This is a genomic window from Collinsella sp. AM38-1BH (genome assembly GCF_003467545.1).
Lineage (GTDB): Bacteria > Actinomycetota > Coriobacteriia > Coriobacteriales > Coriobacteriaceae > Collinsella.
In genome coordinates this window covers 49,618-65,087 of sequence record NZ_QSHC01000014.1, presented here as the reverse complement: position 1 = coordinate 65,087, position 15,470 = coordinate 49,618, and the positions used below count along the sequence as shown (strand labels likewise).

The 15,470-nt window shown below is 62.0% G+C and carries 11 protein-coding genes; 2 read left to right on the top strand and 9 right to left on the bottom strand.

The annotated features are described in order from the left end of the window. Nucleotides 1-8: 8 nt before the first annotated feature. From DW870_RS07215 to DW870_RS07180, 8 genes are all read right to left on the bottom strand, one after another. The gene (locus DW870_RS07215) at nt 9-806 is read right to left on the bottom strand and encodes a DUF4931 domain-containing protein (protein WP_117758810.1); all 798 of its coding nucleotides are present in this window, start codon (nt 804-806) and stop codon (nt 9-11) included. Nucleotides 807-809: 3 nt separating this feature from the next. Next, the gene (locus tag DW870_RS07210) at nt 810-1,487 is read right to left on the bottom strand and encodes a copper homeostasis protein CutC (RefSeq protein ID WP_117758809.1); all 678 of its coding nucleotides are present in this window, start codon (nt 1,485-1,487) and stop codon (nt 810-812) included. A gap of 294 nt (nt 1,488-1,781) precedes the next feature. Then, nucleotides 1,782-2,495, bottom strand: a complete 714-nt coding sequence (locus tag DW870_RS07205; RefSeq protein WP_199411351.1) for an ABC transporter ATP-binding protein — start codon at nt 2,493-2,495, stop codon at nt 1,782-1,784. Next, on the bottom strand, nt 2,496-3,356 hold the full coding sequence (locus tag DW870_RS07200) for an ABC transporter ATP-binding protein (protein WP_055287178.1): 861 nt from the start codon (nt 3,354-3,356) through the stop codon (nt 2,496-2,498). Continuing rightward, entirely contained in the window at nt 3,346-4,425 is a 1,080-nt protein-coding gene (locus tag DW870_RS07195; protein ID WP_117758808.1) for a branched-chain amino acid ABC transporter permease, read from the bottom strand. Before DW870_RS07195 ends, DW870_RS07200 begins: the two co-directional genes overlap by 11 nt. A 9-nt stretch (nt 4,426-4,434) precedes the next feature. Further along, complete coding sequence (locus tag DW870_RS07190) at nt 4,435-5,316, bottom strand: branched-chain amino acid ABC transporter permease (RefSeq protein WP_099432746.1); 882 nt, start codon at nt 5,314-5,316, stop codon at nt 4,435-4,437. 139 nt (nt 5,317-5,455) lie between these two features. Further along, entirely contained in the window at nt 5,456-6,643 is a 1,188-nt protein-coding gene (locus tag DW870_RS07185; protein ID WP_117758807.1) for an ABC transporter substrate-binding protein, read from the bottom strand. Between the two features lie 271 nt (nt 6,644-6,914). Next, entirely contained in the window at nt 6,915-8,081 is a 1,167-nt protein-coding gene (locus DW870_RS07180) for an ABC transporter substrate-binding protein (protein ID WP_117769794.1), read from the bottom strand. A 250-nt stretch (nt 8,082-8,331) separates the two neighbouring features. On the opposite strand from DW870_RS07180, the gene DW870_RS07175 reads away from it, so the two are divergent. Further along, entirely contained in the window at nt 8,332-9,675 is a 1,344-nt protein-coding gene (locus tag DW870_RS07175; RefSeq protein ID WP_117758805.1) for a homoserine dehydrogenase, read from the top strand. A 270-nt stretch (nt 9,676-9,945) separates the two neighbouring features. Here DW870_RS07175 and DW870_RS07170 read toward each other — a convergent pair whose 3' ends face one another. After that, nucleotides 9,946-11,508, bottom strand: a complete 1,563-nt coding sequence (locus tag DW870_RS07170) for a cation:proton antiporter (RefSeq protein ID WP_117769795.1) — start codon at nt 11,506-11,508, stop codon at nt 9,946-9,948. Between the two features lie 184 nt (nt 11,509-11,692). On the opposite strand from DW870_RS07170, the gene DW870_RS07165 reads away from it, so the two are divergent. After that, nucleotides 11,693-15,439, top strand: coding sequence for a phosphoribosylformylglycinamidine synthase (locus tag DW870_RS07165; protein WP_117877281.1), 3,747 nt, complete (start codon nt 11,693-11,695; stop codon nt 15,437-15,439). Nucleotides 15,440-15,470: the final 31 nt, after the last annotated feature.

Genomic DNA, 15,470 nt, shown 5'->3' with positions numbered 1-15,470 from the left:
TCGCCTTGCTACGCGAGCGTTTCCAGATGCGCGCGTAGGCGCTCGGCATCGACATCGAGCGTTGTCTCGGCATTGACCTGGGCCAAACGATAGCCCACAAAGTAGGGCGAAACCACCCAACGTGGCAGCGCCTTGGCAATGGTCCGGCCGTCCATGTGGTAGAAGAACAAGTTGTACGACTCCGCACGACCGCCGTGGTGCTCGTGCAGGATATAGCACAGAGCTACCTGGATCGCATCGGCAAACAGGCCCGCTTCGGCTTGGTCGCGGGCGTCGTCGCTGGCGGCGATTCCCTGTGGAGCCGAGACGTTGACCTCAAAGAATCCCATGATCGGCTCGGTTGAGATGTTGACCGCGACCCTCCCGTGTCGCCAAACATCGATGCCTTCAAAGTTGGCTGAGGTCAGCGCCGCATAGCCGTCCTCCTGTTCCAAGCCCACAATCTGCATGTGTGGATGGACGAGGCTGCCGCCCGAAAGCGGGCCTTTGTTCTTGTACATGAGCACACTGCGGTACTGTTGGGAATCGATCATCTGCTGCCAGCAGCCCAGGGCAAACCGCATCACATGATGCAGCTCATCCGGTTCATAGGTCACCAGGTCGGCGTCGTGATTGGCCGACTCGATCAATACGGTCTGACGGGTGGCCCGCAAGGTCTTGAACTTATTCTCGAGCCAGATGCAGTCACCATCGCGCTGGATGATGTTGGCGAGCCCCTCCGTGTCGCAAAAAGGGCACGCGGTGCCAAGGCGACGATTATCGTCGGGCTTGCCGCTCGCCTGCTGAACGTCAAATACCAGCGCCACGGGTTATACCTCCAGCGGCACGATCTTGGTGCCATGGAGCTCGGAGACGCCTAGCGCCGCCGCGACCGCGTCGCGATTTGCCGTAGTAATGCCGCCGCCGGGAAGGATGGTCAAACGATCGCCCGCATACTCGATTAAACGAGCCAGGTGATCGAAATTATCCTCGATCGACGTGCCGGCAGCGCCGCCATGCGTGAGGATGCGCGTAACGCCGCAGTCGGCAAGCGTATCAATCGCATCGAGCTGAGCCTCGGGCGAGAGCTGGTCAAATGCCATGTGGAAGGTGATGTCGATGGGCTCACGCTTGCACTCCTCGGTCGCGCAGCCCGCAGCCATCACGAGAGCGCCCAGCGTAAGATCGTCGAGCGCCCAGCCGCTGGCACAGGGCTTGCAGCAGCCAAAGACCAGGCCGTCAACGCCGGCGCTCACAGCAAGGCCCAGGTCCATCTCCATCATGCGCAGCTCGTCCTGGTCGTAGTGAAAGTCGCCGCCACGCGGGCGAATCATGCACATCACCCGTGCATCGTGCTCGTGGACATAGTTGGTCGTAGCGCTGATAACGCCGGCCGAAGGCGTGGTGCCACCAACGGCAAGGTTGTCGCACAGCTCGATACGCCTTGCACCGGCATCGATAGCCGCCGGCACCCGCTCAAAGTTCTCGGCACAAAACTCGTACACCATAGATAGACCCCCAGATGACATTTCTATTTCCACACGGCATTGTCGCACTTTAAAAACCAACCCGCATGACAGAGCAAAATGATTTGGTGGGGACGAAGGAAAACGTCCCCAACGACTACCTCCAACGCCGCAGGCAGAGGACGGACAGCGAGCGGGCACCAGAGCGAACAGATTGGCATGAAAAGAGGGCGGCATAGACCTTCTGGTCATGCCGCCCTCTTTGAATGACAAGCTGTCGCTCTGGTGCCCGCGCAGCGTCGACTGGTCCGCCGTTCGGTAGAACGGCGGAACCGCCTAACCGCCCAAGTAAGCTTTGCGGACGTTGTCGTCGTGCAGCAGCTCTTGACCAGTGCCGGTCATGGTGATCTTGCCGGTCTCGAGCACGTAACCGCGTGTGGCGATGGAAAGCGCCATCTGCGCGTTTTGCTCGACCAGAAGCACCGTGGTACCGGCCTTGTGCAAGTCCTCGACAATCTGGAAGATCTGTTCGATCAGAATCGGTGCCAGACCCATGGAAGGCTCGTCGAGCATGAGCAGTTTGGGGTTACTCATAAGGGCGCGCCCCATAACGAGCATCTGCTGCTCGCCGCCTGAAAGGGTGCCGGCGACCTGGCGACGACGTTCCTTCAGGCGCGGGAACTGCTCGTAGACGCGCTCCAGGCCCGGAGCCACCGTGGACTTGGGCTGCGTATAGGCACCCATCTCCAGGTTCTCCTCGACCGTCATCTGCAAAAAGGCGCGACGACCCTCGGGAACCTGAGCCAGGCCCTTACCAACCAGCTTATCAGCGGGCGTATGAGTAATGTCCTCGCCCATAAACTTGATGGAACCGGTCTTGGAACGCAGCAGGCCCGAGACGGTCTTGAGCGTTGTGGACTTGCCGGCACCGTTGGCACCAATCAAGGCCACGATCTCGCCCTCGTTAACGTTAAAGGAGATGTCCTTAATGGCGTGGATGGCGCCGTACCAGACGTTGATGTTGTAGACGGAAAGCATCAGCTCTGCCATTTAGTTCTCCCCCTTATCCTGCTTGCCCAGATATGCCTCAATAACAGCGTCGTTGTTCTGGATTTCCTCTGCCGTGCCCTTGGCGATGACCTTACCAAAGTTGAGCACGCAGATGCCCTCGCAGATGTTCATAACGAGCGACATATCATGCTCGATAAGCATGATGGCAATGCCGAAGGTGTCGCGAATCTTAACGATGTTCTCCATGAGCTCCGCGGTCTCGGACGGGTTCATGCCGGCGGCAGGCTCGTCGAGCAGCAGCAGCTTGGGGTTGGTGGCAAGCGCGCGGACGATCTCCAGACGACGCTGAGCGCCGTAAGGCAGCGATCCGGCCTGTTCATTTGCCAGGTGCTCCATGTCAAAAATGGACAGCAGCTCCATGGCACGCTCGTGGGCGGCCTTCTCGTGCTTCCAATACGTCGGCAGGCGCAGCACGCCCTCAAAGCCGGAGTAGCGCTCCTGGTTGTGCAGGCCGACCTTAACGTTGTCCTCCACCGTCATGGTGTTGAACAGGCGAATGTTCTGGAAGGTACGGGCGATGCCCATACGGTTGACCTGATAGACCGACTTGCCAGAGGTGTCCTCGCCGTCGAGCAGGATGGTGCCGTGCGTGGGCTGATACACCTTGGTGAGCAGGTTGAAGACCGTGGTCTTACCGGCACCGTTGGGGCCGATGAGACCGGCGATCTCGGTCTTGCCGATAGTCAGGCTAAAGTCGTCGACTGCCTTAAGGCCACCGAACTCAATGCCCAGGTGGATGCACTCGAGTGCCGGGCGCTCGCCCAGGTCGCGGTCGGGAACGATGGCGCCAGAAGGATACGGGACCATCTTGCCCTTGTTGAACTCAAACTTACTGGGCATCGGCTGCCACCTCCTTCTTGGAAGCAAAGCGGTCCTTGACGCGACCGAAGAACGCCTTGAGCTGCGGGTTGTTGGTAAAGATCATGACCAGGATCAGCACGATGGCGTAGATGAGCATGCGGTAGTCCGAGAACTGACGGAGCAGCTCGGGGAGCACCGTGAGCAACGCCGCCGCGATGACGGAGCCGCGCATATTGCCCAGACCGCCCAGGACCACGAACACCAGGATGAGGATGGACGTGTTGAAGTCGAACTTGGTGGCGGAGAGCTGCGAGAAGTTACCGCCGAAGAGAGCTCCGGCAGCACCGGCGAGGGCAGCGGAAACCACGAAGGCAATCATGCGGTACTCGGTGACGGAGATGCCTACGGACTCGGCTGCAATCTTGTTATCGCGCACGGCCATAATGGCACGGCCGGTACGGCTGCGAACCAGGTTGAGCACGATCACGAGTGCGACCATGACCAGGATGGCACCGGCGAGGAAGGTCGAATAGGTCGACACGCCCGATGCGCCCTGCGCGCCCTTGATGATGGCGGTGCCGTCCTCGAGCAGATGCAGGTCGTCGATCGTAGAGTTGCCCGTGATGTTAAAGATCACGTGCAGGCCGCGGGAGTCGACGCCCACAATAAGGCAGGTGACGATCTCTTTGATGATCTCGCCAAAAGCCAGGGTCACGATGGCCAGATAGTCGCCGCTCAGGCGCAGGACCGGGATACCGATCAAGAAGCCCAGGATGGCGGCAGCGATGGCGCCGACCACGATGCTGATGATAAGGCGCACAGGATCGGAGGGAACGGCGCTCTCGAGGGCGACCGCGGTGACGATGCCCGTGTAGGCACCGACACTCATAAAGCCCGCATGACCCAGCGACAGGTCGCCCGCGATGCCGACGACGAGGTTGAGGGAAATGGCCATGACGATATAGGCCGTGATGGGAACCAGCTGACCGGCGATCATGCGCGGAATCATGTGGTTCGACTGCATAAAGAACACGATGGCGAAGGCCACGATGCACATGGCGTACGTAACAAAGTCGTGACGCGTCTGCTTGTCTTTAAGAAACTTCATAACGCTCACCTACACCTTCTCGGGGACGTACTTGCCCAAGAGGCCGGCAGGCTTGACGAGCAGGACGATGATCAGAACACCAAAGACGATGGAGTTGGCAAGGCTCGTGGAAATGTAAGCCTGTGCCATCGCCTCGATGATGCCGATGAGAATGCCACCGACAAAGGCGCCGGGGATGGAGCCGATGCCACCGAAGACGGCGGCGTCGAAGGCTTTGATGCCAGGCATGGCACCCGTCGTGGGCTGCAGCACCGGCGAGTAGGAGCACAGGAGCACACCGGCGATGGCGGCAAGGGCAGAGCCGATGGCGAACGTCATCGAGATGGTACGGTTGACGTTGATGCCCATGAGCTGAGCGGCGGCCTTGTCCTCGGACACGGCGCGCATGGCTTTGCCCATCTTGGTCTTACCTGTAAAGAACATCAGGCCGGCCATGATAACCAGGCAGGCGACGATGGTGACGAGCGAGACGGCGCTTACGTTGAACTTGGCCAAGAACTCCGGCACCTGGAAGGTGACGAGCGAAGTAAAGTTCTTGGGCGTGGCGCCCCACAGAAGCTGCGCGGCGTTCTGCAGGAAGTAGGACACGCCGATAGCCGTGATCAGAACGGCCAGCGGGCCTGCTTGGCGCAGCGGCTTATAGGCCAGACCCTCAATGAGAACACCGAGAACCGTGCAGACCACACAAGAGAGAACTACAGATGCCCAGCCCGGGAGGCCGAGATACGACGTGGCACAGAACGAGACATAGGCACCGACCATGATGACGTCGCCGTGAGCGAAGTTGAGCATCTTGGCGATACCGTAGACCATGGTGTAGCCCAACGCGATGATGGCGTAGACGCTGCCCATGGACAGGCCGTTGACCAGGTATTGGATAAAGACCGTCATGTTCCACATCCCCCTTTCGAATAGGTTTCCAGTTGATGTATGAAACAGGGACGTTACATCGTCCCTAGATACCAAGCAAGCAGGGAAGGCCAAAACCTCCCCTGCTTGGGATCAAAACCGCTCTATGTAAGGCGGCCAATTAGGCCTGTACGTACTTGCCGTCGGTGATGACGTAAGCCGTGGGCTCCTTCTGGACCTGGCCCTTATCGTTCCAGGTGAGCTTGCCGGTCAGACCGTCAACGGTAATCTTGAGCATAGCCTTGGACAGCTTCTCGGCGGCCTCGGTCGGATCGGCGTCGACGCCAAGACCGGCCTCCTTGAGGGCCTCGGCCACCGCGTGCACGCCATCGTAGGCATCGGCGGCAAACTGGTCGGGGGTATCGCCGTACTTATCCTTGTAAGCGTTGACGAAGTCGGCGTTCTTCTCGTCGTCGGCGGAGAACGGGGTCATGAGCAGCAGACCCTCGGCAAGAGAGGTATCGAAGCCCTCAACGCCCAGGATGCCGTCCATGCCGTCGCAGCCCATCATCTTGACGTCGTAGCCCATGTCCTTGGCGTTCTTGAGCAGGACGGACGCCGGCGTGTAGTAGATCGGCGCAAAGATCATGGTGGCGCCGGCCTGCTTGGCCTTGGTCAGCTGGTTCGTAAAGCTCGTGGCGGAGTCGTCCTTAAAGGTCTCCTCGTCAACAATCTCGAGCTTGGACTCAGCGGCCTGGGCCTTAAAGGAATCTGCGATGCCCGAAGAATATGCGTCGCCGGAGTTATAGAACAGCACGAACTTCTCGTCCGCATACTTCTGCGCCAGGAACTTGGCAGCGTTGACACCCTGGTTGGGGTCGGTGAAGCAAACCTGGAAGACACAATCCTTGCCGTCGGTGACGTCCTCGGAGGACGCGGACGGGGTGATCATGAACGTCTTGGGGTCGTTACCACACTCGGCGGCAACGGCAACCGACGCACCCGTGGTGGTCGGGCCGACGAGGGCCTGCATGCCCCAGTCGAGCAGGGTGTTAAAGGCGTTGACGGCCTTCTCGCCATCGGCCTGGTCATCCTCGGCCTTGCTAGCAAGCGGCAGCTCCTTGGTCGAGAAATCCTTGCAGCCAAGCTCGACACCCTGGGTAACGGACTTGCCGTAGGACGCGTTGGCGCCGGTCAGCGGGCCGATGGTGCCGATCTTAAACGAAGCGTCGCCCGACGCGGAACCGCTGTCGCCGCCGTTGGAGGAGCAGCCAGCTAGAATGGACATCGCCCCCAGACCTGCTGCGCTCGCGATAACGCTCCTGCGATTCATAACAGGGTTCAATGACTTACCGGTGAGGCTCGACATGCGGCTCTCCTCTCAAATCTCGTCGGGTTTCGGTTACCCGACAGGCCATCCTTCGCCGTGTTCGGCGTTCGCAAAATAGTAGACGCTTTAGTTGAGAAAAGTGACGATTATTTCAACTTTTCTTTTGTTTTGTCCATTTATCCATAATTATGCGTATTTCTATCGATTTATGCAGTTTAGCCACTTTATTGTGTGAAAGTAATATTTCCATTCTGTTACAAGCGCCCCTGCCCTGATTAAAACACCCTCACCGGTCGCGTTTTGTACGCACCTAGGCGGCGATGTACTTGCCGTCCTGAATCACATAGGCCGTAGCGGGCTTTTCAACCTGGCCCTTGTCGTTCCACGTCAACTCGCCCGTCAGGCCCTCGATCTTGATCTTGCGCATGGCCTTGGCAAGGTCGCCGGCAATGTCGGCGCCGTCGGCCGTAATGTCAATGTCTGCCTTATCGATGGCCTCGACAATCGCGTGGACGCAGTCATAGGCATCGGCGGCAAACTGGTTGGGCGTCTCGTCGTAGGCATCCTTATAGGCCTTGACGAAGTCGGCATTCTTCTCATCGTCAGCCGAAAACGGGGTCATGAGCAGTACGCCCTCGGCAAGAGAGGTATCGAAGCCTTCCACAGAGAGCAGGCCGTCCATGCCGTCGGTACCCATGAGGGTCATGTCGTAGCCCATGTCCTTGGCGTTCTTGAGCAAAACGGACGCCGGCGTGTAGTAGATCGGCGCAAAGATGAGCGTGGCGCCGGACTCCTTGGCCTTGGTGAGCTGGTTGGTAAAGCTCGTGGAAGAGTCGTCCTTAAAGGTCTCGGTATCGACGATGTCGAGCTTGGACGCCTTGGCCTGCTCGGCAAAAGCGTCGGCAACGCCCGAGCTATACGTATCGCCGGAGTTGTAGAACAGGGCGATCTTGGCATCCGCGTACTTCTCGGCCAAGAACTTTGCGGCGCTGGCGCCCATGGTGGGATCGGTGAAGCAAACCTGGAAAACCGTGGTCTTGTCCTTGGTGACGTCGAGCGACGAGGCCGAGGGCGTGACCATGAGCATATCGTCGGCGATCTCGCCCGAGACGGCGACGGCAGCACCGGTCGTGACGGGGCCGACGAGCGCCTGCATGCCCCAGTCGCACAGGGTATTGAAGGCGTTGATGGCCTTCTCGCCGTCAGCGACGTCGTCCTCGGACTTAAGCGAGAGTTTGAGGTCCTTGGTCGAAAAATCCTTGGCGGCGAGCTTGGCACCCTTCTCGGCCGAAACGCCATAGGTTGCCGCGGCGCCGGTCAGAGGGCCGATGACACCAATCTTGAAGGTCTTGCCGTCATCGGCGGAGCCGCCGTCCGAGCCACCCGACGAGCAACCAGCGAGTGCCGCGGTGCTACCGAACGCCGCGGCACCAGCCAAGAAACTCCTGCGGTTAAGTACGTTATTGATGCTAAACATGGTATCCCCCTTTTCGCTGGCCGCGGTGCGGCCGTCTTGCGGTACAGGGCAAACCTTATGGTGCAAACGTTGACAGTTTGTTACGGAGTTCCGTTTGTAGCGAGCATGTTTCCAATGTTTCCGCAGCGTTTCGGGGGTGCCGTTTTGTGCGACTCCTGTTGCCTGGCGAGCACGCGCTCTCGGTTCACGCTAGAATGCACTCAACCTTTAAGCGGTTAATCCATCCATAAGATGCACCAAGGAGCTATCTATGAGCGAACCCCTGCGCACCGTGAACGTCGGTCTGATCGGTCTGGGAACCGTCGGCGGCGGCGTGGCCCGTCTGATCAAGAGCCACCACGATGAGTACCTGGCAGCCTACGGCATCGACCTTAAGCTGACCCGCGCCTGCGCGCTTGCCTGGGAGCAGGCCGAAGCAGCCGGTATTGAGCGCGAGGCCTTTACGAGTGACTGGCATGACGTCGTCGCCGACCCCGCCGTCGACATCGTCGTCGAGCTGATCGGCGGCGAGCATCCCGCAACCGAGATCTTCACCACTGCCTTCGAGAACGGCAAGCACGTCGTCTCTGCCAACAAGGCCCTGCTGGGCCGCCATGTCGAGACGCTCGCCGAGAAGGCGCGCGCGTGCGGCGTGCAGATTAAGTGCGAGGCCAGCTGCGGCGGCGGCATCCCCATCGTGAGCACGCTCGAGCACGACCTGGTGGGCAACAAGATCCTGACCATCGCCGGTATTCTCAACGGTACCACCAACTATATCCTGTCGCGCATGGATGCCGAAGGCGCCGATTACGCCGATGTGCTCGCCGACGCACAGGCCAAGGGCTATGCCGAGGCCGACCCGTCCGCCGACGTCGACGGCTTCGATGCCGCCAGCAAGACGGCGATCCTCGCTTCCATCGGTTTTGGCACCCGCGTTACCACCGACGATGTGTACCAGCAGGGTATCCGCACCATCGGCGCCGAGGACATCGCCCAGGCCCGCGAGCTCGGCTACACCATCAAGCTGCTCGGCATCGCCCGCAACACCGACGCCGGCGTCGACGTCCGCGTGCATCCCACGCTGATCCCCGCCGACCACATGCTCGCCAAGGTCAACGGTGCCATGAACGCCGTCTACGTAGTAGGCGACGCCGTGGGCGAAACCATGTTCTACGGTGCCGGCGCAGGCTCCTTCCCCACCGCGAGCGCCGTCGTGGGCGATATCCTGTCGCTCTCCGAGCAGATCAGCCGCGGCGTGGCTCCGCTGCCCGAGATTGAGCCCTATGGTCACAACCTCGCCTTTAAGCCTATGGACGAGCTCCAGACCAAGTACTATGTGCGCCTGAAGGTCGCCGACCGCGTGGGCGCCCTGTCCGAGACGGTCGACATCTTTGCCAAGCACAACATCTCGATCTCGCTCATCAACCAGGTCGAGGACGGCAAGCCGGGCGTCAGCGATGCCTGCTCGGTCATCTTCCTGACGCACCGCGCGCTCGAGAAGGACGTCCAGGCTGCCGCCGCCGAGCTTGCCAGCGTCGACTGCGTGGCCGAGGTCGCCAACGTCCTGCGCATCGAGGACGTTGAGGCCTGGACCGAAGGCGTCATGGCCAACTAGTCCACTACTTCGAACCTCAACGAAGCTCAACGCAAAAGGCGCGCTGCCTGCATCAACCACAGGCAGCGCGCCTTCTTCTGTTTGCAGGGGAAGCTGCGTCCCGGTATTTCAGCTCAGAACGGGGCGAAGCTTCCCTCAGGGCCTTTTTCGGAAACTATGTCCCATTCTGGGCGCGGATTCTGGGACACGCTTTCCGCAACGGGCCTCTCGCGGAAAGCACGTCCCACTCTGGACGCCAATTCCGGGATGCATTTTCCGCGGCGGCGTTGGCTACCTGCCGTCGTCGTCCTCGGCTTCTTCTCTTGCATAGAGCTCCAGCATGCGGCGGCGGTATTCGCGCACGGCGAGCTTGGCGCGCTCCAGACGGCGGCGCTCGCGTGGGGTCAGCTCGGACGGGTCGACCTCGTCTCCATAGGTCTTATCGGCAAGTAGGTGCGCCGCGTCCACGATGCGGGCATCGATGTGGCCGCTCGCCGCCTCGGCGGAAAGACGCTCGGCAATCGCATCGAGCGTAGGCAGGCCCTCGAATACGCGACCATGGCCATGCGAAGTCAGCAGCTCATGCTCGCGCGCGAGCAAGCTCGCTAAGTCGTGGTGGGCGCGCAGGATGTCGAGCGCATCGGATGGATGCTCGGCAACTTCTGCCACGGCGGCGACCGGCGCGGCATCCACCACGCGGTAGAAGAGCTGCGCGAGCAATGGCATCAAGAACACCGTGATGGCGCCGGCGGCAACCATAACCGACGCGATGTCTTGCGACAGCGCGCCCGCGTTGACGGCAACGCTCGTCACGGCAACGATGATCGGCAGCGCCGTGGTGCAGTACAGGGCCACGGTAATGCGACCATACGCCGACACATCGCGCGTCGCAGGGCAAATGCTCATAGAAATAAGAATGGGCACGGCACGAATAATCAGCAACGCCACGATAAAGCCCACGAGCAGACCCGGGCGCGACGCCACGGCCGTCAGGTCGATCTTTGCGCCCGATACGGTAAAGAACACCGGAATCAAAAAGCCGTAGGCCAGGCCGTCGAGCTTGGTCTCGAGCGTATGGTTGCCCTCGGGGATGATGTAGCGCAAGACAAAGCCGGCGGCAAAAGAACCCAACACAATGTCGAGATCAAAGACGGCCGAGAAAGCCACGAGTGTGACCAGGATGAGCACCGTCAGGCGCACGAAGGTCTGCGACGTGGTATCGGCGCGTTCCTCGACAAACGCAAAGAAGCGGCTGCCGACGCGCTTGGAGCGGCTTGGGACCACGGCAAGCAACACGCAGACCACCGCAAACAGGCCAAGGATTACGAGCGTTTGGATGCCAGTGCGGGCAGACAGCAGCACCGACATGGCGAGCACAGGGCCGAGCTCACCCCAGGTGCCATACGCGAGAATCGAGTCGCCCACACGCGTGCCAGTGAGCGAGCGCTCACGCATGATGGGCACGAGCGTGCCGAGCGCCGTCGAAGTGAGGGCAAGCGTCACGGCGATACCGTCGAAATGACTGACCGAGAACCACGGGGTAAAGCGCACGGCAAGCCAGGCGATACCAAACGTGACGGCCCACGTCGCCAAGCCGTAGCGCCCCTCGACGCCCGTGATGCTCTTGGGGTCGATCTCAAAGCCGGCAAGCAGGAACAAAAAGGCCAGGCCCAGCTCGGACACAAGCGAGACCTCGGCATCTACATGGATGACGCCGAGCATATGGGGTCCCAGCACCGCGCCGAGCACGAGCAAAAAGACCGTCTCGGGAACAGGTTTTCCGGGAATCGCCGAGGCGATGAAGGGACTCGCAAAGGCCACGAGTGCGATGATGGCGAGCGAAACGAATGCCATGTGATGCCTTTCTCTTGTTTGAGCCCCACTGTAGCACCCTCGCCGTCCTCAACGCGCCGCGAGCTGTCGTATCATAGTGAGGTTTACAAACATGTGGCTCAAGGCGACCGCGAGGCTTGCCCCGTAAACCGACCGCTGCCGCATACCGCACCGTACGCCCAACCGATCAGGAAGGCAGGAACCAATGGTCTCTCGTATCTACGTGGAGAAGAAACCCGGGTTCGACGTCGAGGCTCAGCAGCTCAAGGGCGAGCTGACCGAAATTCTCGGCATCAAGGGCATCGAGGCCCTGAGGATCATCAACCGCTACGACGTCGAGGGCATCGACGAGGAGCTTTTCCGCTCCTGCGTGCCGACCGTCTTTAGCGAGCCCCAGGTCGATGTGACCTACGACGAGCTCCCCGCAAGCGGTGGCGCCGTCTTTGCCGTCGAATTCCTGCCTGGCCAGTTTGACCAGCGCGCCGACTCCGCCAGCGAGTGCGCGCAGCTCATCAGCCAGGGCGAGCGCCCCGCCGTGCGCTCCGCCAAGGTCTATATGATCTCGGGCACTCTGGACGAGGCCGCCATCGATGCCATCAAGCACTACGTGGTGAACCCCGTCGAGGCGCGCATCGCCTCGCTCGACCTGCCCGAGACGCTGTACATGGAGACCCCCGAGCCTGCGCCCGTCGAGGTGCTCGACGGTTTCCGCGAGCTCGACGAGACCGGCCTTGCCGCCTTTATTTCCGAGCGCGGCCTTGCCATGGACGAGGCAGACATCGCCTTCTGCCAGCAGTACTTCCGCGATGAGGACCGCGACCCCACCATCACCGAAATCCGTGTGATCGACACCTATTGGTCCGACCACTGCCGCCACACCACCTTCGGCACCGTCCTGGATGACGTGACGATCGACGACGCCGTGGTGCAGCAGGCCTTCGACCGCTACATGGAGATGCGCCACGAACTCGGCCGCGACGCCAAACCCGTCTGCCTCATGGACATGGGCACCATCGGCGCTAAGTACCTTAAGAAGACCGGCGTCATGACCGATGTCGACGAGTCCGAGGAGATCAACGCCTGCACCGTCAAGGTGAAGGTCGATGTCGATGGCGAGGACCAGGACTGGCTGTTCCTCTTTAAGAACGAGACCCACAACCACCCGACCGAGATCGAGCCCTTCGGCGGTGCCGCCACCTGCGTGGGCGGCGCCATCCGCGACCCGCTCTCGGGCCGCAGCTACGTGTACCAGGCCATGCGCGTCACCGGCGCCGGCGACCCCACCGTCCCGGTCTCCGAGACGCTCGAGGGCAAGCTGCCGCAGCGCAAGCTCGTGACCACTGCCGCCGCCGGCTACTCCAGCTACGGCAACCAGATCGGCCTTGCCACCGGTCAGGTCAACGAGCTCTATCACCCCGGCTACGTGGCCAAGCGCATGGAGGTTGGCGCCGTCGTGGGCGCTACCCCGGCAAACCACGTTCGTCGCGAGTGCCCCGCCCCCACCGACAAGATCATCCTGCTGGGCGGCCGCACTGGCCGTGACGGCATCGGTGGCGCCACCGGCTCCTCCAAGACCCAGAACACCGAGTCCATCGAGACCTCGGGCGCCGAGGTCCAGAAGGGCAACGCCCCGGTCGAGCGCAAGCTGCAGCGCCTGTTCCGCCGCGGCGATGCCTGCCGTCTGATCAAGCGCTGCAACGACTTTGGCGCCGGCGGTGTCTCGGTCGCCGTGGGTGAGCTTGCCGACGGCCTGTATGTCGACCTTGATACCGTGACCAAGAAGTACGACGGCTTGGACGGCACCGAGCTCGCTATCTCTGAGTCCCAGGAGCGCATGGCCTGCGCCGTCGCCGACGGTGACGTCGAGGAGTTCATGGGCTACGCCGCCGAGGAGAACCTGGAGGCTACCGTTATCGCCGAGGTTACCGCCGAGCCGCGCATGCGCATGGCCTGGAACGGCGTCGCCATCGTCGACCTGTCCCGCGAGTTCCTCAACTCCAACGGCGCACCCAAGCACCAGGTCGCCCACGTGTGCGCCCGTAGCGTGTGGCAGCCCAGCTGGGCCGGCACCACGCTCGCCGAGCGCATGACCTCGCTCGTCACCGACCTCAACGTCGCTTCTAACAAGGGCCTTTCCGAGCGCTTCGACTCCACCATCGGCGCCGCGACCGTGCTCATGCCCTTTGGCGGCAAGACGCAGCTCACCCCCAGCTCGGCCATGGTCGCCAAGTTCCCCGTGGACGGCGAGACCACCACGGCGAGTGCCATGGCATGGGGCTTCAACCCCTATCTGATGGAGGCCGACCAGTTTGCGGGCGCCTACCTGTCCGTGGTCGAGTCCATCGCCAAGCTCGTGGCTGCCGGCTTTGAGCACAAGCGCGCCTATCTCTCCTTCCAGGAGTACTTCGAGCGCCTGCGCACCGAGGCCGAGCGCTGGGGCAAGCCCACGGCAGCCGTCCTGGGCGCCCTCATGGCCCAAGTCGACCTGGGTGCCGGCGCCATCGGCGGCAAGGACTCCATGAGCGGTTCGTTTGAGGACGAGACCGGCGAGCTCAACGTTCCGCCGACCCTGATCAGCTTCGCCGTCGCCGTGGGCAAGGCCGCCCGCGCCGTCTCACCCGAGTTCAAGGGCCTCACGCACCGCGTCGTCCGCATCGCCCCCGCCACCTATGGCGAGGACTACCGTCCCGACGCCCAGCAGCTGCTCGCCGCGTTTGACGCCGTCGAGGCGCTCACTGCTACCGGCAACGCCCTGGCCATCTCCACGCCCGGCTACGGCTGCGGCGCCGAGAGCCTCTTTAAGATGTGCGTCGGTAACCAGATCGGTATCGAGCTTGCCGAGGATGTAGACGTGGAGAGCCTCTTCACCCCGCTCTACGGCAGCTTTATCGTCGAGCTCGCCGAGGACGCCGAGCTGCCCGAGGTCGCCGACGGCGTTGTCGTCGAGCCCCTGGGCACCACCGTCGAGGGCTATGTCATCGACACCGGCTCCGAGGTCATCGAGCTCGCCGAGCTCCAGGAGGCCTGGGAGAGCGGCATCGAGGGCGTCTTCACCTACCGCAGCGCCGGCGAGACCCCCGAGGTCGAGACCATCGACTTCCGCGCCAAGGATATCCACGTGTACGGCGGCGCCAAGATCGCCCGCCCGCGCGTGATCATCCCCGTGTTCCCCGGCAACAACTGCGAGTACGACAGCGCCCGCGCCTTCCGTGCCGCCGGTGCCGAGGCCGACACCTTCGTGATCAACAACCTCACGCCCGAGGCCGTCGCCGAGAGCACCCACGAGCTTGCCCGCCGCATCCGTGCAAGCCAGATCGTTATGATCCCCGGCGGCTTCTCGGGCGGCGACGAGCCCGACGGCTCTGCCAAGTTCATCACGGCGTTCTTCCGCGCTCCCGAGGTCACCGAGGCAGTCCGCGACCTGCTCAAGGCCCGCGATGGCCTGATGCTGGGCATCTGCAACGGCTTCCAGGCCCTGATCAAGCTCGGCCTGGTGCCCTACGGCGACATCGTCGACGCCACGCCCGATGCGCCCACGTTGACGTTCAACACCATCGGTCGCCACCAGAGCCGTCTGGTGCGCACCCGCATCTCGTCCAACTTGTCCCCGTGGCTGTCGCAGTGCAGCCTGGACGACCCCTACACCGTCGCCATCAGCCACGGCGAGGGCCGCTTTGTCGCCAATGACGAAGTGCTCGCCCAGCTGATCGCCAACGGCCAGGTCGCCACGCAGTACGTGGGCGAGGACGGCAAGCCCAGCATGGATCTCTCCGTCAACCCCAACGGCTCCGCACTCGCCATCGAGGGCATCACGAGTCCCGACGGTCGCGTCCTGGGCAAGATGGGCCATGCCGAGCGTCGCGGCGACAACCTGTACCGCAACGTGCCCGAGCATGTCCCCGGCGATAAGTTCATGCCGATCTTTGAAAGCGGCGTGGCCTACTTCGCTTAAACCTTTCCCATCGGGTACAATCCCTTCGGGT

What these genes read in the sequence shown, in the direction of transcription:
- DW870_RS07210 (WP_117758809.1), bottom strand. Translation starts at nt 1,487, where the DNA reads ATGGTGTACGAGTTTTGTGCCGAGAACTTTGAGCGGGTGCCGGCGGCT.
- DW870_RS07205 (WP_199411351.1), bottom strand. Translation starts at nt 2,495, where the DNA reads ATGGCAGAGCTGATGCTTTCCGTCTACAACATCAACGTCTGGTACGGC.
- DW870_RS07200 (WP_055287178.1), bottom strand. Translation starts at nt 3,356, where the DNA reads ATGCCCAGTAAGTTTGAGTTCAACAAGGGCAAGATGGTCCCGTATCCT.
- DW870_RS07195 (WP_117758808.1), bottom strand. Translation starts at nt 4,425, where the DNA reads ATGAAGTTTCTTAAAGACAAGCAGACGCGTCACGACTTTGTTACGTAC.
- DW870_RS07190 (WP_099432746.1), bottom strand. Translation starts at nt 5,316, where the DNA reads ATGACGGTCTTTATCCAATACCTGGTCAACGGCCTGTCCATGGGCAGC.
- DW870_RS07185 (WP_117758807.1), bottom strand. Translation starts at nt 6,643, where the DNA reads ATGTCGAGCCTCACCGGTAAGTCATTGAACCCTGTTATGAATCGCAGG.
- DW870_RS07180 (WP_117769794.1), bottom strand. Translation starts at nt 8,081, where the DNA reads ATGTTTAGCATCAATAACGTACTTAACCGCAGGAGTTTCTTGGCTGGT.
- DW870_RS07175 (WP_117758805.1), top strand. Translation starts at nt 8,332, where the DNA reads ATGAGCGAACCCCTGCGCACCGTGAACGTCGGTCTGATCGGTCTGGGA.
- DW870_RS07170 (WP_117769795.1), bottom strand. Translation starts at nt 11,508, where the DNA reads ATGGCATTCGTTTCGCTCGCCATCATCGCACTCGTGGCCTTTGCGAGT.
- DW870_RS07165 (WP_117877281.1), top strand. Translation starts at nt 11,693, where the DNA reads ATGGTCTCTCGTATCTACGTGGAGAAGAAACCCGGGTTCGACGTCGAG.